The organism is Pedobacter frigidisoli (genome assembly GCF_004331675.1).
Classification (GTDB): Bacteria; Bacteroidota; Bacteroidia; order Sphingobacteriales; family Sphingobacteriaceae; genus Pedobacter; species Pedobacter frigidisoli.
Window position 1 is genome coordinate 1 of the sequence record NZ_SJSN01000001.1, and the last position, 18,219, is coordinate 18,219.

Below are 18,219 nucleotides of genomic sequence, written 5' to 3' on the forward strand. Positions count from 1 at the left end.
AGAACTCATTCAGATCTCCCGGGGTAGGACAATCTACTTCCTATGGATGTGGCCTCTGTATATACGTAATAGTCCCCGTGCAGTATTGGGCTTCTGTTTGTTGGGCAACATCACCCGGACTAAATCCGCCTCATATACAGTTTCTGTTCGTAGGCCCCCATATTTGCCGCGGACTTCCTTCAGATTCGCAGTCACCCACGACACCCTTGTCTCTGGCTAACACTTCCTACTGCTAAGCGTGTTCGGGACTCTAACCCTATAGTCGATTGACATGCCCGGCGCACCCAAAAAAAAAAGCCTCTCAGTTTCCTGAAAGGCTTTGTGGGAAATGAGGGGTTCGAAACCCACGATCCTCCCGACGAAATGTCGGGATGCTCTCAATCAGCTGAGCTAATTTCTTAAAACGAAAAATGCCTCTCAGTTTTCTGAAAGGCATTTGGTGGGAAATGAGGGGTTCGAACCCCCGACCCCCTCGGTGTAAACGAGGTGCTCTGAACCAGCTGAGCTAATTTCCCTCTCTGGCATTTATTAAAAAACCTCTCAAATCCTTGAAAGGTTGTGTGGGAAATGAGGGGTTCGAACCCCCGACCCCCTCGGTGTAAACGAGGTGCTCTGAACCAGCTGAGCTAATTTCCCTTTGTTTTCAATCTGTCAATTCTTCTAACCCGACCCTCCCGACTGATAATGTCGGGATGCTCTGAACCAGCTGAGCTAATTTCCCTTTCCTTTTGGGAATGCAAATATAGTGGTATAATATTGTTTCGCAAATCTTTTTCGCTTTTTTTCAACTAAGCAAGGTTTCCAAAATTTTATGCGATTGAACTTCTCCAAACGAAGCTGTGTGTAAGGTATAGAATACCAATATCTTATCTAACAAAAATCTTCGTTGTACATTGCTCATTTTTATTTCAGAAATTTTTTCCAACGGCGAATTAAATAAAGCAATGAATCCTAATGCATCTTCTAAATGAAGATAGTTAGAGTGAATTGGCGGTCGTGAAACAAACTCGCCCTCTTGCAGGTCGAAATAAATTTGGTCTGTTCTTCTTTTCTCGTTTGGAGAAAAGCCTAAAAAACGGGTCAGCTTTAGCAAAAATGATAAGTGAAAATTTGGATTGAGCTCCTCACTCTCATCAAACCAGGCTATCGAATTAAAAATGTAGTCGAACAAACTATCATCAGCAGATTGCTGACGAATACTCTTGTAAAGCACCTCATTCAGAAAAATGACAATGCTGGTTTTAGTCATATCATAAGGAATACTTTTAAATACAGGCGTTTGCCGAACTTCAGAAACGCGTTGAATATTGGTATTTGCTTTGTGATAAACCACCATATCCAATAGATGAAGCGATTGTAACATATTCATTTTAATCTTTGCTTTAGGCTTTTTAACACCATTAATCAGGTAAGATTGCATCCCGAATTTATCGGTAAGCACTTGCACAATTACGCTGCTTTCGCTGTAATTGGTGGTCTTTAAAACAATACCTCTAACCTTGTGCAACATGCGATTAAAACATTTTTATCAAAAGTATGTTATTTGTGCAAATTTAATTGCGCAAAAGATCACGCTGATTTATAAATAAGATTAGTTTTGCCGTTATCATTATAATTAAAACTAGACAACACATGTGGGTTAAGCTTTCAAGGTTTATTCTTCAGAACCGTATCGCAATTATTGTATTCTTTGTATTAGGTACGGTTTTCATGGCTTACCAAGCCAAAAATGTAAAACTTTCTTACACGGGAAGTAAAATTTTGCCTGTTACCAATAGCGCCTTCGTTAAATATAACAACTTCAAAAAAACTTTTGGTGAGGATGGAAGCGTGATGGTAATTGGTATTCAATCGCCAGATATTTTTAAGAAAGAGACTTACAACCAATGGGTTCAGCTTAGTAATGATATTCAAAAGTTAAAAGGAATAAAGGCAGTTTTATCTTCAGGAAGAATTTTTCAATTGGAGAAAGACACTGTTAATCAGAAATTTACTTTAAGAGCTATTCCAGCTGGATTGGTGAAAACCGATACAGAAATGGATTCGATTAAAAGCACCATATACAATACACCGTTTTTTGAGGGCTTGGTTTACAATAAGCAAAATGCCACTTTAATGGCCATTACTTTTGATACCAAGATTCTAAATACCGCAGAAAGAAACCCGATTTTAAAACAGATTGAGGAGAAAGCAAAAGCCTTTGAAGCAAAAAGCAAAATTCAGGTTCATATTTCGGGCTTGCCTTACATCCGCACCGCAGTAAGTAAATTGGTAAGCAATGAGTTTGTATTGTTTTTAGGATTATCAATTTTAGTTTCCGCAATTATTTTGTTGATTTTCTTCAGAAAATTCTACGCTGTTTTCTTCCCGATTTTAGTGGTAATTATGGGCGTAATCTGGAGTATTGGCACTTTGGTTCTGTTCGGATTTGAGTTAACGATTTTAACAGGATTAATTCCACCACTGATTGTAATTATTGGTATTCCGAACAGTATTTTGCTATTAAATAAATACCAGAATGAGCTGAGAAAAGATGGCGATAAACAACGAGCTCTAAGCCTAACCATCGAAAGGATTGCGGTTACCACACTGATTGCAAACATTACTGCAGCTATTGGTTTCGGCGTTTTGTACTTCACAGGAAGTGAGTTATTAATGCAATTTGGTAGCGTAGCATCGATAAACGTAATGATTACCTGGCTAATGTGCCTGTGTTTAATCCCGATTATTTTCAGCTATTTACCTGCACCAAAACTGAAAGCTCAAACTCATGTTGAAGAGGGTTTTCTACACAAATTATTAGTTAAAACTGATATTCTTGTTCAAAATAAAAGTTCGGTAATTTATATCGGTACCATCGTTATTTCCATCATTGCTTTTATCGGTGTGATGAAAATTAACGTAAACGGATATGTAGTTGATGACTTACCAAAAAGTTCGACAATCTTAACGGATTTAAAGTTCTTCGAGAAAAATTTCGAGGGAATTTTGCCGCTGGAAGTTAGCGTTGACACTAAGAAAAAGAATGGCGTTTTCAACCTGACGAATTTAAAGAGAATGGAGAAGATGGAAAAAATGATTTCCGCTTACCCTGAATTTTCCCGTTCGATTTCGGTTAACATGGGCTTGAAATATGCTACACAAGCTTTCTACAACAATGACTCTACATTCTTCCGTCTGCCTGATAACATGGAGAAAAACTTCATTCTGGCTTATATTGCCAATGGCGGAAAAGGAAATGCAAGTCTACTAACCAATTTTGTGAGCAAAGGAAATCAAAGCACCAGAATTAGTTTTCAAATGGCCGATGTTGGGTCGAAACGCTTGGACGCAATTATGGCTGAATTAAAACCTCGCATCGACAGCATTTTGCCTCCTGATAAATTTGATGTCGAATTAACGGGTTCAAGCGTTATCTTCTCTAAAGGAACGGATTATATGTTGAGACATTTATTCGAAAGTATTGGTTTAGCTATTGTGTTGATTTCGCTTTTGCGATTGGCTCAATTTAAAAGCCTGGGCATCATGTTTATTTCCTTACTACCGAACATCGTTCCGCTAATTATTACAGCTGGAATTATGGGTTATTTTGGAATTTCGTTAAAACCATCAACGATTTTAATTTTCACAATTGCCTTTGGCTTGGCATCAGACCAAACGATATATTTCTTAACGAGATACCAACAAGAATTGAATTTAACGAACTTCTCAGTTCCAAAAGTGGTTACAGATACCATTACAGAGACGGGCGTAAGCATGACGCATATTGCGTTAATTCTTTTCTTCGGCTTCGGAATTTTTACTGCCTCTACTTTTGGCGGAACGGTTATTTTAGGTTTATTACTTTCAATTACGCTATTCGTAGCATTAGTGTTTAACCTTACCTTATTGCCTGCCTTGGTTTTATGGCTGGATAAGAAGAAAGTTAGAAAAGTGGTTTCCGATGAGGAATCAGCAAAGAATGTTGGTGGGTTCGACCATTAGACATTTTCATTTGCAGCATTGCCCAGGGTTTAAACCCTGGGTTATATCATTAAAAGCTTAGGCAATTCGGTGGGGACAAACTTCATTCTGTAGTCTAACCTGAGTTATCTAAACCTGATGGTAGCGAGCACGTAGTGGCAGCCCCGGCTGTCAACGAAGTAAAGCGTACAGCAGGACGAACATTAAATTGAAATACAGGTATTGATTTTCCAAAAATTTTGAACCATTTAAGACATTTAAGAAAATATAAGCTAATAGCCAACCAAACTTAAATATGCTTATATTTCTTATGGTAGAAATCTCTACTCCGTTACGGGCTTTTTCTCTTCCTCATCTATCGAAACTTCAACCGTTGGGTCGGTGATGATTTCGGCATTTCCATCGTTATCTTTTTTAGCAAAAAGAATCGGGTACAACATCCAAAGCGCACCAACCATAACCAAAACACCGGCCAGCATTTGCAGATAGCGAGCCCAAGTCACTTCGTTAGCATCTAAAATTCTATATGAGATATAAGAAAGCACACCTAAAATGAGAACTAAAACGGCCTTTTGTAACTTAAATAGCTTTATCATGGGTTTTTCTTTTTTAAGGTAATGATATGAAATAAAACAAAGATTAGTCCTATAAGTTCTAAAAGACCACAAAAATAAAAACCATAGAGCACAAAATCGCGGTTTTCGGGATTAATAACGGCAATAATGGGTAGCGAAATTACAGCTACAATCATTAACGAAAGTCCGATATTAAATAATTTCACCTCAAAAGTATTTACACCAAAACTACCAAAATTCAGCCAATTTTTTTAACTTTGCATCCTTAATTTTTTGAGGTACTTAATTGATGTATAGCGAATTTAAACAATTGGACCTTGCCAAAATAGGGCAAGAAATACTGGATTTTTGGAAAGAAGAAAACATCTTTGAAAAGAGCATTTCATCTCGTCCTAAATCTAATCCGTTTACTTTTTACGAGGGACCACCATCTGCCAATGGCATGCCTGGGATTCACCACGTAATGGCTCGTGCTATTAAAGATATTTTTTGCCGTTACAAAACAATTAAGGGTTATCAGGTTAAAAGAAAAGCTGGCTGGGATACTCACGGCTTGCCTGTTGAGCTTGGTACCGAAAAAGAATTAGGCATTACCAAAGAAGATATTGGTAAAACCATCTCTATCGAAGATTATAACGAAGCTTGTAAAAAAACAGTAATGCGCTACACCGATGTGTGGAACGATTTGACTGAAAAAATGGGCTATTGGGTAGATATGGACGACCCGTATATTACCTACAAATCGAAATACATGGAGTCGGTTTGGTGGCTTTTAAAACAAATTTACGATAAAGGCTTAATCTATAAAGGTTACACCATTCAGCCGTATTCTCCAAAAGCTGGTACAGGTTTAAGTTCGCACGAAGTGAACCAACCTGGCGCTTACCGCGATGTTACGGACACGACAATTGTTGCGCAGTTTAAAAGCCTATCCCCAGCCCTTTCCAAAGGAAAGGGAGCGGAAAATTTCGTGGAAAAGGCATTTCATCTTGCCTCCCCTCTTTCGGAGGGGTCGGGGGAGGATTTTTATTTCCTGGCATGGACAACAACACCGTGGACTTTACCATCAAACACAGCTTTAACTGTCGGACCAAAAATCGACTATGTTTTAGTTAAAACTTTTAATCAATATACTTTCTTGCCAACTAATGTAATTTTGGCAAAAAGCTTGGTTGGAAAACAATTCAGCAAAGGTTTCTTCGAAAGTAATAAAGCTGAAGATTTTGCTAATTTCAAAGCTGGTGATAAAAAGATACCTTACCAAATACTTGCCGAATGCAAAGGAACGGACTTGGTGGGCATTAGATACGAACAACTTTTAACATACGCTTTACCATATACAAATCCTGAAAATGCTTTCCGAGTAATTTCTGGCGATTTCGTAACCACAGAAGATGGTACTGGTATTGTACACACTGCGCCAACATTCGGTGCTGATGATGCTAAAGTTGCCAAAGAAGCTGTTCCTGAAATCCCGCCGATGTTGGTAATGGATGATAATGACATCCTTGTTCCGCTAGTAGATTTGCAGGGAAGATTTACCAAACATGTTGGTCCTTTTGCTGGCAAATATGTTAAAAACGAATATTATAACGCTGGTGAAGCACCTGAAAAATCGGTTGATGTAGAATTGGCGATTTTATTAAAGGAAGAGAATAAAGCTTTTAAAGTTGAAAAATATGTTCACAGTTACCCACACAGCTGGAGAACTGATGAACCACTGTTATATTATCCTTTAGATTCTTGGTTCATTAAAGTTACTGATGTTAAAGACAGAATGTTCGACCTTAATGAAACCATCAACTGGAAACCAAAATCTACGGGTGAGGGCCGTTTTGGCAATTGGCTTAAGAATGCCAACGACTGGAATTTATCGCGTTCGAGATATTGGGGAATTCCGTTGCCAATCTGGAGAACCGAAGATAAAAAAGAAGAAGTTTTAATCGGTTCGGTGGAAGAGCTTTACAATGCCATCGAAAAATCTATTGCAGCGGGTTTCCAGAAAGAAAATCCGTTTAAAGGATTCGAAATCGGGAACATGTCTGAAGAGAATTACGACCTGATTGACTTACATAAAAACGTTGTCGATAAGATTGTTTTAATTTCTCCATCAGGTAAACCAATGAATCGTGAGAGTGATTTAATTGATGTCTGGTTTGATTCTGGTTCGATGCCTTACGCACAATGGCACTACCCTTTTGAAAATAAGGAAACCATTGATGCGAACGAAGATTTCCCCGCAGATTTTATCGCTGAGGGAGTTGACCAAACCCGTGGCTGGTTTTATACCTTACATGCAATTTCTACGCTTGTTTTTGATAAAGTTGCCTACAAAAATGTGGTTTCGAATGGATTGGTATTGGACAAAAACGGACAAAAAATGTCTAAACGTTTGGGCAATGCTGCTGATCCATTCAAAACCATAAAAGAATATGGTGCTGATGCTACGCGTTGGTACATGATTTCGAATGCAAACCCTTGGGATAATTTAAAATTTGATATTGAGGGAATCGCTGAAGTTCGTCGCAAATTCTTCGGAACACTTTACAATACTTACGCATTCTTTGCTTTGTATGCCAACATCGATAAATTCGAAATCGATAAAAATAATTTAAGCAAAGTTGAAGACAGAACAGAATTAGACCGTTGGATTTTATCGTTACTGCAAACCTTAATCAACGAAGTTGATGAAAGTTACAACACTTACGAGCCAACGAAAGCAACTCGTGCCATTCAGGCATTTGTTGATGAGCATTTAAGTAACTGGTATATTAGGTTAAGTCGCCGCCGTTTTTGGAAAGGTGAAATGACTGATGATAAACGTGCTGCTTACGAAACGCTTTATACTTGTTTAGAAACTTTAGCACAGCTGATGAGTCCTGTTGCGCCTTTCTTTGCCGATTGGCTGTACAGAAACTTAACCGTTAACGATGCAAAAGCGGAGCAATCAGTTCACTTAACTTTGTGGAATGAGGCTGACCAAAGTTTAATCGATAATGATTTAAATGAGCGTATGGTTTATGCTCAGGATATTTCATCAATGGTTTTATCGTTACGTAAAAAATCGAGCATCAATGTTCGTCAGCCTCTAGAGAAAATCTTAATACCATCGTTAAATAGCGATTTCGAGCAAAAAATATCTAAAGTTGCTGATTACATTTTAAGTGAAACAAATGTTAAGCATATCGAGTTTATAACGGACACGCATGGTATCGTTAAGAAAAAGCTAAAACCTAATTTTAAATCGTTAGGTAAAAAAGTTGGTAAAGATATGAGCCTAATTAAACAGGCTTTAGAAAATTCTAATCAAGATGATATCCAACGTTTAGAAAATGACGGTTTCATTATTGTGGTTGGAAGCAATGGCGAAGAATTTACCATCAATTTAAATGATGATGTTGAAGTTTTTGCCGAAGATATTCCAGGATGGCAAGTAACCAACTTAGGCAACTTAACTGTTGCTTTAGATGTTACGATTACAGAAGAATTGAAACAAGAGGGAATCTCTCGTGAGTTGGTTAACCGTATCCAAAACTTACGTAAGGAACTGAATTTTGAAGTGACCGATAGGATTAAAGTTAGGTTACAAAATGATAACTTAGTAGCTCATGCAGTTGCTAAAAACAAAGCTTACATTTGCGCCGAAATATTGGCCGATGAATTTGAATTGACGGAAGAAATGGAGAATGCAAACAAAATCGTAATTGATGATGTTGAATTGAACATTTCAGTAAATAAAATATAAAGAAATCCATAAATTAGAAAATTAGATATAGAACATGGAAAACAGCAACAAAACACGCTACTCAGACAGTGAACTACAAGAATTTAAAGAATTAATTCAAGATAAATTACGCAGTTCTAAAGAAGAACTTAACTCGTTAACAACTTCTTTAAGCAACCCGAATGCAAACGGAACAGAAGATACTTCAGGTGCTTACAAAACACTGGAAGATGGTTCTGCAACAATGGAAAAAGAGCAAATCAATCAATTAGCTGCTCGTCAGAAAAAATTTATTGATAACCTTGAAAATGCTTTGGTTCGTATCGAAAACAAAACTTATGGCGTTTGTCGCGAAACTGGCAAATTGATTCCAAAAGAACGTTTACGTGCGGTTCCACATGCAACTTTGAGCATGGAAGCCAAATTAAAGCAGAGTTAATGAAAGGCTACACAAAACCTTTAATATTAATCTTCTTGGTTTTACTAGCCGACCAGCTGGTTAAAACTTGGGTTAAAACTCATATGTATCTTGGTCAGGAGTTTAACATTATTGGTAAGTGGTTTATTATCCATTTCACCGAAAATAATGGAATGGCTTTTGGGATGGAATTTGGTGGTGAGTTTGGCAAATTAGCGCTATCTCTTTTCCGAATCGCAGCAGTTGCGGGAATCGGCTATGGATTAAATTATTTAATCAAGAATAAATATCATCGTGGTTTAATCTTAAATGTGGCTTTGATTTTTTCAGGTGCATTAGGAAACATCATCGATTCTGTTTTCTATGGAAAAATATACGGTTACGAAAGCTGGTTTCACGGTCGCGTGGTAGATATGTTTTACTTCCCGATTGCTGAGGGCCACTTCCCTACCTGGATTCCAATTTGGGGAGGCGACGAGTTTGTTTTCTTCAGACCAGTTTTTAACCTTGCTGATGCGGCAATTTCAGTAGGTGTAATACTTATCCTAATCTTCCAAAAGAATTACTTTAAAGAGGATGTAAAGGATGAGGTGAGCATTAATAGTGAGATAGTAGAAGATTAGGAGAATTACGATTGTAGATTTACAAATTACGATTAGAATCCTAATCGCATCTATACTACGTTTAACTTTGTCAACTTTAATAAGCAGTAGCACAGAAAGTTGACAAAGTTTTACAAGCCCATTTCTTAATTGAGATGGGCTTTGTTGTTAAGCGAGAAAGTGAAAAATGGCTCTGGGTTTGTCATTCTGAACATAGTGAAGAATCTCCAAGCGATGAAACACAACCATCAATTAACCCACTTCCGAAAAATGGCTGTGCAATATTTTAGAATAGTGCTAATCATTTGCAGATTCTTCGTACCTACCATTGATGTTTTCGCGTCCTTGCGAGAATATTCTGATTCTTCATTCCCGATGCATCGGGATGGCAATCTCCACCTTGTCTTTCCAATGTACAAGCAGCAATGAGGTTGCCACGAAACTATGAAAGATAGTTTCTCGCAATGACGACCGCCTTAAACGTCATTTATATTGATTTTTATGAAATAAATTATCCCTCAGAATAACAAATAACTAAAATCAATCCTTTAACAACAAACAAATCAAATACCCCACAAAATAAGCTAGCAAATCATAAAAAGTAAAATAAGTTCCAAGAACAGTACTCCAGAATTTATTATCCGCTAAGCCCAGCCAATTTACATAATGCAGGCCTTGCAAGCATTCGATAGCAAAAGAGAAAATCAACACGCCTAAAGCAAGTTTTTTATAATTAGTCTTTAAGAATATTCTAAGGAAAGCATATATCAAAACCACAACCAAAACATCACCACCAAAAGGGCGAATATATGCATCATGCAGGTATTTAGCGATTAATATTTCGATAATAAGAATCGCAATAAAAATGAAAAGGAATTTTGAGTTGAACGTTAATTTCATGGTTAAATATATAATAGAAATATCGTCATTTCGAGCGAAGTCGAGAAATCTTTGGACAATGAAACAAAAATATATAGGCGTTCGTCATTGCGAGGCACGAAGCAATCCTAATGCGGTCGCCAATCTAACCAAGTGCTTTAAGATTGCTTCCGTGCCTCGCAATGACGAATATTTATACCCATCTTAAACCAAAAAAGCCTCGACATAATGTCAAGGCTTTATATTTTAATGTTAAGGATTATATTCCCAATAACAATCTAGCTGGGTCTTCTAATAATTGTTTAACTCTAACCAAGAAACCAACAGACTCACGTCCATCAATAATTCTATGGTCGTAAGATAAAGCAACATACATCATCGGACGAATAACCACTTCACCTTTTTCAGCAACTGGACGCTCAATAATATTGTGCATTCCTAAAATAGCGGATTGTGGCGCATTGATAATCGGAGTTGACATCATTGAACCAAATACACCACCATTGGTAATGGTAAAAGTTCCACCGGTCATTTCTTCGATCGTTAATTTACCATCACGAGCTTTTAAAGCTAAAGTCAATACAGATTTTTCAATTTCTGCTAAACTCATGCTTTCTGCATTACGAATAACAGGAACCACTAAACCTTTTGGTGCAGAAACTGCAATCGATATATCAGCGAAGTTATTGTAAACCAATTCTTCACCTTCAATACGACCATTAACTGCAGGAAAATCTTTTAAAGCTTCGGTTACCGCTTTAGTGAAAAAGCTCATAAAACCTAAACCAACACCATATTTTTCTTTGAATTGGTCTTTGTATTTTCCGCGTAAATCCATAATTGGTTTCATGTTAACCTCGTTAAAAGTGGTTAACATTGCGGTTTCATTTTTAACAGCAACTAAACGTTTTGCAACCGTTCTACGCAAAGGAGACATTTTCTCACGGCGTTCAGTACGACTTCCTGCTGGAGCAGCTGCTGCAACTGGAGCACTTGCTTTAGGGGCTTCTGGTTTTTTACCAGCTTCAGCATTTACAGCATCGTCTTTCGTTATACGACCATCAACACCGGTTCCCTTTACAGCTGAAGAATCAATTCCCTTTTCAGCTAAAATTTTACCTGCAGCTGGAGATGGAGTTCCTGTAGCATAACTATCGCCAGATTTTTCAGCAACGGGAGCAGAAGTTTTTTCTTCAGCTACAACTGATTTTTCTTCAGCTTTTGGAGCATCAGCTTTTGCAGGAGCTGCGCCACCATCTTCAATTTTACAAACAACTGCGCCAATTGGTAAAGTATCACCTTCAGCAGCTATGGTTCTTAAAGTTCCTGCCTGTTCTGCAGTTAATTCGAAAGTAGCTTTGTCTGATTCTAACTCAGCAATCACTTCATCCATCTCAACAACATCGCCATCTTTCTTTAACCATTGTGATAAAACAACTTCCGTTATCGACTCACCAACTGGTGGAACTTTTATCTCTAAACTCATAATGTTTAATATGTCTTTATTCTAAATATTATTTTATAATAACCAAATTTCAATAATCAATTATTAAATCCTAATGTCCATTTTATAAGCCTGAAAATTGGAATTTGATTATTGGTTATTCCACTAATCGGCTTCTGCCATTTTCTTGCTCGCTTTTTTAGCGGCATCTTTCACTTCCTCTTGTTTAACAGGAACTTCTAATGCTTTAGCCAAAATATAAGCTTGTTGATTAGCATGTTGCTTCGCAAAACCAGTTGCTGTACTGCTGCTCTCTCTTCTAGAAATTACATCAATACCTTTTAAGCCAGTTTTATATAATTTACGGAACAAATATGGCCATGCGCCCATGTTTTCTGGTTCTTCTTGTACCCAGAAAATCTCATTAGCATTTTTATATTTCTTTTTAATTACTTCCATTTGGTCAACTGGAGTAGGATAAAGTTGCTCTACACGAACAATTGCTACATGCTTAACTTTATCTGCCTGTTGTTTTTCTAGCAACTCATAATAAATTTTACCGCTACAGAAAACGATTCTCGTAACATCTGCAACTTTAACATTTACATCATCAATTACCTCTTTGAAACCACCTTCTGTAAATTCTTCTAGTTTTGAAACACAAGCTGGGTGACGCAATAAACTTTTCGGTGTAAATACGATTAACGGCTTACGGAAATCGCGTTTAAACTGGCGACGTAAAACGTGGAAGAAGTTTGCTGGCGTAGTGCAATTGGTAACCTGCATGTTGTAATCGGCACAAAGCTCCATAAAACGCTCAATACGAGCCGATGAATGCTCTGGACCCTGACCTTCATAACCGTGAGGCAATAACATGACCAATCCATTTTCACGTTGCCATTTTGTTTCTGCACTCGCAATATATTGGTCAACAACAATTTGCGCTCCGTTAAAGAAATCTCCAAATTGTGCTTCCCAAATGGTTAAAGCATTCGGGTTGGCCATTGCATAACCGTATTCAAAACCTAAAACACCATATTCTGATAAGTGCGAATTGTAAATATCAAATGTTGCTTGTTGGTCTGAAATGTTTGCCAATGGCACATATTCTTCCTCGCTGTCTTCTAAAGTTAAAACCGCGTGGCGATGAGAAAACGTACCGCGTTCTACATCCTGACCACTTAAACGAACACGTTTACCTTCTGATAACAAAGTACCATAAGCCAATTGCTCGCCCATTGCCCAATCGAAAACATTGCTTTCGTTAACCATTTTGGTTCGTTCGCCAAATAATTTTTCAATCTTTTTGAAGAACTTTTTATCTGCTGGTAAAGTAGTAATGCGTTTACCAATCTCTAATAAAGTAGATTTTTTAACCGCCGTAACTGGAGAAGTTTCAAAATCTTTTGGAGTTGCCATACGCAAATCTGCCCATGCACCACCAAATTTAACTTCGGTATTTCCAGCTACATATTCTTTAGCCTCATTTAAGCGTTCTTGCAAAATTCCACGGAAATCTTTTTCCATCTCTTTTGCCAAACCGGCTTCCAATTTACCTTCTTTAGTTAACTGCTCGATATATAATTCCCTTGGGTTAGGGTGTTTTTCAATTGTTTTGTACAATAAAGGTTGAGTGAATTTAGGCTCATCAGCTTCATTATGTCCGAAACGACGGTAGCATAAAATATCAATGAAAACATCGTTTTTATATTTCTGACGATATTCCATTGCCAAATTAATGGCATAAACCAAAGCTTCAGGATCATCGCCATTTACGTGGAAAACCGGAGATAAAGTTACCTTGGCGATATCTGTGCAGTAAGTACTTGTACGGGCATCTTTATAATTGGTAGTAAAACCGATTTGATTATTAATTACCAAGTGAATTGTTCCACCGGTTTTATAACCTTCAAGTCCTGCCATTTGAATAACTTCATAAACAATACCCTGTCCAGCAACTGAAGCATCACCATGAATCAAAATTGGCGCTAAACGAGAGTTATCGCCACCATATTTGAAATCGATTTTCGAACGGCTCATCCCTTCAACCACACCATCAACGGTTTCTAAATGCGATGGATTTGGGCATAAACTCAAGTGAACGCTTTTACCTGCAACCGTAGTTACATCAGTAGAATAACCTAAGTGATATTTTACGTCACCACCAAACGGGGTATCAGGATTGTAGCTTTTACCTTCAAATTCAGCAAAAATATCTTTGTAAGTTTTTTGCATGATATTCGCCAACACGTTTAAACGACCGCGATGCGCCATACCAATTACAAATTCCTCAATTCCTAATTCAGCACCCTTTTCGATAACCGAATCTAATGCAGGAATTAAAGCTTCAGCACCTTCTAATGAGAAACGTTTCTGTCCTAAGAATTTTGTTCCCAAGAAATTTTCGAAACTTACGGCCTCGTTTAATTTCCTAAGGATACGCTTTTTCTCATCGATAGAGAAGTTAGGTGTATTACGTGCACTTTCCATTTTTTGTTGAATCCAGTTCAACACTTCCGGTGTACGTAAAAATTTATATTCTGCACCGATGGAGTGTGCGTAGGTTTGTTTTAAAAAGGCAACAATATCTTTCAGCTTTGCCGCACCAATACCAATTTCTACTCCTGAGTTAAATACAGTTTCTAAATCTGCATCAGATAAACCAAAGTTGGCCAAATCTAAAGTTGGCAAATGTTTACGTCTTTCGCGTACCGGATTGGTATGCGTAAACAAGTGACCACGAGTACGGTACCCGTCAATCAGGTTTAAAACACTAACCTCTTTTAAAAATTGTTCAGGAGTTTCTGCAGTTATTGTCGGGGCTTCAGCACCTCTTCCGAAATCGAAACCTTCAAAAAATTTCTGCCAACCAAACTCAACTGATTCAGGATCCTGCTGATACGACTGATATAAAGAATCTATATATTCGGCGTTTTCGCCGTTAAGATAAGATAAACTACCCATTATTAACTGTTTACTATAAGCATTACAAAATTAGAATTTTACCTTATATAAACGGCAAAAAACTGCATTAAATTAAATTATTCGATAAAAAAATTAAAACCATTTTTCCAGCTAACCCTGCTGGGCAAATATTGCGCCAACCACAGTTGTTATAATGAATTTTAATTGCTAAAAACATTATTAAGAAAAGCAGGTTTTAGCATACTTAGCAAAGGTTCGCTCCCGCTTTTCCTCCAGGCAGTTAGAAAAAAACTGCCGTCCGTACAATCGGGTTTAGTTTACTTAATGCCGAAGCTTTTTTTAAAGGTTGTAAAATGTAAACGGCTAAACGCCCCATACAACCTCAAATAGTAGCACATATTTGGCCACCTAAACGGGATATACGCGGCAGCCTCCGGTTTTTATAGGGAGCTATAGCAAATAGCCCGAGTAAAATTAAAGGAGCTACTGCTTTTGCTTTTCTAATTAAACGAATAAATGTTAACCAAACATTGAATTATTCATTCAAAATTGAATATTTGTTAAGATGCCCAGGTTAAGGCATAATTTCCTTTCGGATCGAGGTTTTTGATATACTTATCTAAATCAAAAACACTTTTTGTTTTTTGATCGTTACCAACACCTGCCATATTTGCCCAATTGCCCCAATTGCTCGCCGGATTATAATCAATTAACTTTTCCTCGAAATAAGCAGCGCCAAAAACCCAGCTCACCTCTAAATTATTAACCAAATACAGTGCCGCAGTTTGGCGGGCAATATTTGAGATGTAGCCAGTTTGATTTAACTCGTTCATAACTGCATCAACAATTGCAAAACCCGTTTGTCCGTTTTTCCAACTATTAAAGTTTTCTTGTTCATTAGCCATATCAACTAAACCCTGACTTCCAAATCCATCGGGATTAAAAAATGTATTGCCATATTTCTTGAACATAAAACGGAAATAATCCCTCCATAATAAACCCAAAAGAATATGGTTAAACATAGCTTTTGTATTAGGAACACCTTCCATTTTCTTTATTTCCCAGTAAACCTTGCGAGGCGATAAGCCACCAATGGCCAGCCAAGCAGATAATTTAGAGGCAAGAATTAAATTTTTAGAGGTAGCCGCTTGCTGCATGGCAAGAATAACCTTTTGAAGATGAACCAAACCTTCGGCCTCGCCTCCGGTAAATTCAAAATCAGATCGCTGATCCTTTTGCTGGGGAACAAGACTAAAATCATCCAAAGTGGATAAAGTTCCCCAATCTATAACTTCGGCAACATTAATTCTATCGGGAGCTAAAAAACAGGGTTTGATAATCGAATCGCGTTCAATTTTCTTTTTAAACTGATTAAAGGCATCAGGAATATCCTTAATTGGGAAAGGCAGATCCTCCTTGTTATATAATGTATGGCCAATGAAATGTTTTAAGTTGATGCGCAACTTCCAAAGTGCATTCTCCACCAAGGTAGAGATGTGGGTTTCCTCGCGGGCAACTTCCCTGTGGTGATAAACTTCAGAAATTTCATATTCCTGAACCAATTGGGGAATAATATCTTCCGGGCTACCTTCTGCAATAAGCAGGTTGCCGCCAATTTGCTTAAGCGAATTTCTTAAACCTAAAACACTTTCCAGAATAAATTGGCCCCTAATGTTGCCAGTTTTAAGCGTCCCATACTTCGTATCCCCAAAGAGGCGAGGATCTAAAATATAAACTGGTAAAATCGAATCGGATTTAGCGATTGCTTCCACAAGCATTTCATTATCATGCAAGCGAAGATCATTTCTAAACCAGACTAAAATTTTTTTGGACATGTTTTGCTAAAAAGTGTTATAAGAACGCAACTACAAATTTATCTTATTTTTTGGCTGCATCAAAAAGCTGAATCATTCTTTACAAATAGGCAACAAAAAGAGCCACAGTTTATGGAAAATCGTTGTTTAGCTCATCCTCCATTCAAATATTTGATTTCGACACACTATAATAAGAAAAAATAATGAAACGATTACTAACGATGCTGTTATTTCCGCTAAGCGTATTTGCACAACAACAAATCAAAACCAAAGCCAATTTAGAAAGTGTAACCGTTTACAATAACGGCGCTCAACTTTCGCATAAGGGGAAAGTAAATCTTCCGGCAGGAACATCAGAAATTGTGATCAATAATATCTCTGGTCGGGTAAATGAAAGCTCCATTCAAGTAGGCGTTTCTGCAGGAGTTACCATTTTGGCGGTTCAGTTTAATAAAGATTTCTTAAATACCGATGCCGCCAATCCAGAAATTAAAAAGCTAAACGATAGCGTTAAGATAGTGAACAATGAGTTAACCAAAACCAAAAACGCTAAAACCATCGAAGAGCAGACCTTGGTTTTGTTAGATGAAAACCGTAAATCTGGTGGTACAAGTTCTGGAACGAACGTAGCAGAGCTGATTAAATTAGCAGACTATTACCGAACCAAAAATGCTGAAGTGAGAAATGCAATTTCTGTGCTTACGACAATTGAGGAAAAACAAGCACAAAAACTTAATGCTTTGCAACAACAAATTGCCGAGCTAAGAAATAGCCCTAACCAGCAACTCGGTCAGCTGGTTTTGCAGTTAATGGCAAAAGAAAGTACGGAAGCAAATTACAATGTTTCTTACGTTACGCCGAATGCAAATTGGCTAGCCAGTTACGATATTAAGGCAATGAGCACCTCCAATCCTTTAGGAATAGTTTACAAGGCAGCGATTACGCAAAGCACAGGCTTAGATTGGAAAAAGGTAAAGCTTTCCTTATCAACCGGAAACCCGAATTATAATATTACTGCACCAAATTTAAATCCTTGGTTTGTTTCTACTTATCAACAACAGCAATTTAAAATTAGAGGGATGGCATCACCTGTGGTAAAACAAGAACAAATGCTTAACGAAGTAGTGGTTGTAAACTATGGCAAGACAGATAAGAAAGATTTAACAGGTTCGGTATCTACCATCAATAATTACACATCTGTTAACGAAACCCAGCTAGGGGTTACTTTTGATATCGATATTCCTTATGATGTAAATAGCGACAACAAACCCCACACGGTTGCCTTTAAAGAATACGAAGTACCTGCAAAATACAAATATTTTGCTGCACCAAAACTAAGTACTGATGCTTATTTATTGGCTGATGTTACCGACTGGGAAAAGTTAAATCTCCAAGCTGGGAATGCAAATATTATTTTTGAGGGAACTTATACGGGCAAATCATATATCGATCCGGCAAATATTTTGGATACTTTAAGTTTGAGTATGGGTAAGGATAAAAAGATTATTATTACCAAAGAGAAGCAACAAGATTTTAGCAGCACTAAATTTGTTGGAACGAACAAAAAGCAGGTATTTACCTATCTGATCAAAATTAGAAATACAAAAAAAGAGGCCATCGATTTATCGCTAAAAGATCAATATCCCTTATCAACGGAAAGCGATATTGAAATAGAATTATTGGAAAATAGCGGCGCAGAAGTAAATAAGGAAAGTGGAATGCTTTCGTGGCAACTTAAAATTGCTCCAAACGAAACCAAAACAATTAAGTTAAGTTATTCGGTTAAGGCACCTAAAAACAAGATTATTGCAGGACTTTAATATTAAGGATTAAAAATCTTTTTTAGGTTTTTGGAAATGAGCGGTTCTGATTTTT

General features: G+C 37.4%; 11 protein-coding genes and 3 tRNA genes. 5 read left to right on the top strand and 9 right to left on the bottom strand.

Features of this window, described 5'->3' with window-relative positions; all coding sequences use genetic code 11:
- Positions 1-322 precede the first annotated feature (322 nt).
- From EZ449_RS22540 to recO, 4 genes are all read right to left on the bottom strand, one after another.
- Positions 323-400: transfer RNA gene (locus tag EZ449_RS22540), tRNA-Lys, on the bottom strand.
- A 37-nt stretch (positions 401-437) separates the two neighbouring features.
- Positions 438-515 (bottom strand) — tRNA-Val (locus EZ449_RS00005).
- Between the two features lie 46 nt (positions 516-561).
- A tRNA-Val gene (locus EZ449_RS00010) sits at positions 562-636 on the bottom strand.
- A gap of 148 nt (positions 637-784) precedes the next feature.
- The gene (gene recO / locus EZ449_RS00015) at positions 785-1,510 is read right to left on the bottom strand and encodes a DNA repair protein RecO (protein WP_131555913.1); all 726 of its coding nucleotides are present in this window, start codon (positions 1,508-1,510) and stop codon (positions 785-787) included.
- 122 nt (positions 1,511-1,632) lie between these two features.
- Between recO and EZ449_RS00020 the strand changes: the two genes are divergently transcribed.
- Positions 1,633-3,984 carry an efflux RND transporter permease subunit gene (locus tag EZ449_RS00020; RefSeq protein WP_225872181.1) on the top strand — a complete coding sequence of 784 codons (2,352 nt, stop codon included), beginning with the start codon at positions 1,633-1,635 and terminating at the stop codon, positions 3,982-3,984.
- 302 nt (positions 3,985-4,286) lie between these two features.
- On the opposite strand, the gene EZ449_RS00025 is transcribed toward EZ449_RS00020, so the two are convergent.
- The gene (locus EZ449_RS00025) at positions 4,287-4,559 is read right to left on the bottom strand and encodes an isoleucyl-tRNA synthetase (RefSeq protein ID WP_131555914.1); all 273 of its coding nucleotides are present in this window, start codon (positions 4,557-4,559) and stop codon (positions 4,287-4,289) included.
- A gap of 268 nt (positions 4,560-4,827) precedes the next feature.
- Between EZ449_RS00025 and ileS the strand changes: the two genes are divergently transcribed.
- The 3 genes from ileS to EZ449_RS00040 are packed head-to-tail and all read left to right on the top strand — an operon-like array spanning position 4,828 to position 9,303.
- Entirely contained in the window at positions 4,828-8,283 is a 3,456-nt protein-coding gene (gene ileS / locus EZ449_RS00030) for an isoleucine--tRNA ligase (RefSeq protein ID WP_131555915.1), read from the top strand.
- A gap of 34 nt (positions 8,284-8,317) precedes the next feature.
- Entirely contained in the window at positions 8,318-8,701 is a 384-nt protein-coding gene (locus EZ449_RS00035; RefSeq protein WP_131555916.1) for a TraR/DksA family transcriptional regulator, read from the top strand.
- On the top strand, positions 8,701-9,303 hold the full coding sequence (locus EZ449_RS00040; protein WP_131555917.1) for a lipoprotein signal peptidase: 603 nt from the start codon (positions 8,701-8,703) through the stop codon (positions 9,301-9,303). The genes EZ449_RS00035 and EZ449_RS00040 overlap by 1 nt, the downstream gene beginning before the upstream one ends.
- A gap of 519 nt (positions 9,304-9,822) precedes the next feature.
- Here the strand turns inward: EZ449_RS00040 and EZ449_RS00045 are convergent.
- The 4 genes from EZ449_RS00045 to EZ449_RS00060 all read right to left on the bottom strand — a co-directional run bounded on the left by EZ449_RS00045 (position 9,823) and on the right by EZ449_RS00060 (position 16,365).
- The gene (locus EZ449_RS00045; protein ID WP_131555918.1) at positions 9,823-10,182 is read right to left on the bottom strand and encodes a ribosomal maturation YjgA family protein; all 360 of its coding nucleotides are present in this window, start codon (positions 10,180-10,182) and stop codon (positions 9,823-9,825) included.
- Positions 10,183-10,420: 238 nt separating this feature from the next.
- The gene (odhB, locus tag EZ449_RS00050) at positions 10,421-11,647 is read right to left on the bottom strand and encodes a 2-oxoglutarate dehydrogenase complex dihydrolipoyllysine-residue succinyltransferase (protein ID WP_131555919.1); all 1,227 of its coding nucleotides are present in this window, start codon (positions 11,645-11,647) and stop codon (positions 10,421-10,423) included.
- A gap of 123 nt (positions 11,648-11,770) precedes the next feature.
- Complete coding sequence (locus EZ449_RS00055; protein ID WP_131555920.1) at positions 11,771-14,569, bottom strand: 2-oxoglutarate dehydrogenase E1 component; 2,799 nt, start codon at positions 14,567-14,569, stop codon at positions 11,771-11,773.
- A 521-nt stretch (positions 14,570-15,090) separates the two neighbouring features.
- Positions 15,091-16,365 (bottom strand): DASH family cryptochrome, encoded by a 1,275-nt coding sequence (locus EZ449_RS00060; RefSeq protein WP_131555921.1) that lies wholly within the window; start codon positions 16,363-16,365, stop codon positions 15,091-15,093.
- A 182-nt stretch (positions 16,366-16,547) separates the two neighbouring features.
- On the opposite strand from EZ449_RS00060, the gene EZ449_RS00065 reads away from it, so the two are divergent.
- Complete coding sequence (locus EZ449_RS00065) at positions 16,548-18,164, top strand: DUF4139 domain-containing protein (protein ID WP_131555922.1); 1,617 nt, start codon at positions 16,548-16,550, stop codon at positions 18,162-18,164.
- Positions 18,165-18,219 lie beyond the last annotated feature (55 nt).

Excerpts from the sequence above, each read along its gene's own strand:
- recO (WP_131555913.1), bottom strand. The coding sequence starts at position 1,510 with ATGTTGCACAAGGTTAGAGGTATTGTTTTAAAGACCACCAATTACAGC.
- EZ449_RS00020 (WP_225872181.1), top strand. The coding sequence starts at position 1,633 with ATGTGGGTTAAGCTTTCAAGGTTTATTCTTCAGAACCGTATCGCAATT.
- EZ449_RS00025 (WP_131555914.1), bottom strand. The coding sequence starts at position 4,559 with ATGATAAAGCTATTTAAGTTACAAAAGGCCGTTTTAGTTCTCATTTTA.
- ileS (WP_131555915.1), top strand. The coding sequence starts at position 4,828 with ATGTATAGCGAATTTAAACAATTGGACCTTGCCAAAATAGGGCAAGAA.
- EZ449_RS00035 (WP_131555916.1), top strand. The coding sequence starts at position 8,318 with ATGGAAAACAGCAACAAAACACGCTACTCAGACAGTGAACTACAAGAA.
- EZ449_RS00040 (WP_131555917.1), top strand. The coding sequence starts at position 8,701 with ATGAAAGGCTACACAAAACCTTTAATATTAATCTTCTTGGTTTTACTA.
- EZ449_RS00045 (WP_131555918.1), bottom strand. The coding sequence starts at position 10,182 with ATGAAATTAACGTTCAACTCAAAATTCCTTTTCATTTTTATTGCGATT.
- odhB (WP_131555919.1), bottom strand. The coding sequence starts at position 11,647 with ATGAGTTTAGAGATAAAAGTTCCACCAGTTGGTGAGTCGATAACGGAA.
- EZ449_RS00055 (WP_131555920.1), bottom strand. The coding sequence starts at position 14,569 with ATGGGTAGTTTATCTTATCTTAACGGCGAAAACGCCGAATATATAGAT.
- EZ449_RS00060 (WP_131555921.1), bottom strand. The coding sequence starts at position 16,365 with ATGTCCAAAAAAATTTTAGTCTGGTTTAGAAATGATCTTCGCTTGCAT.
- EZ449_RS00065 (WP_131555922.1), top strand. The coding sequence starts at position 16,548 with ATGAAACGATTACTAACGATGCTGTTATTTCCGCTAAGCGTATTTGCA.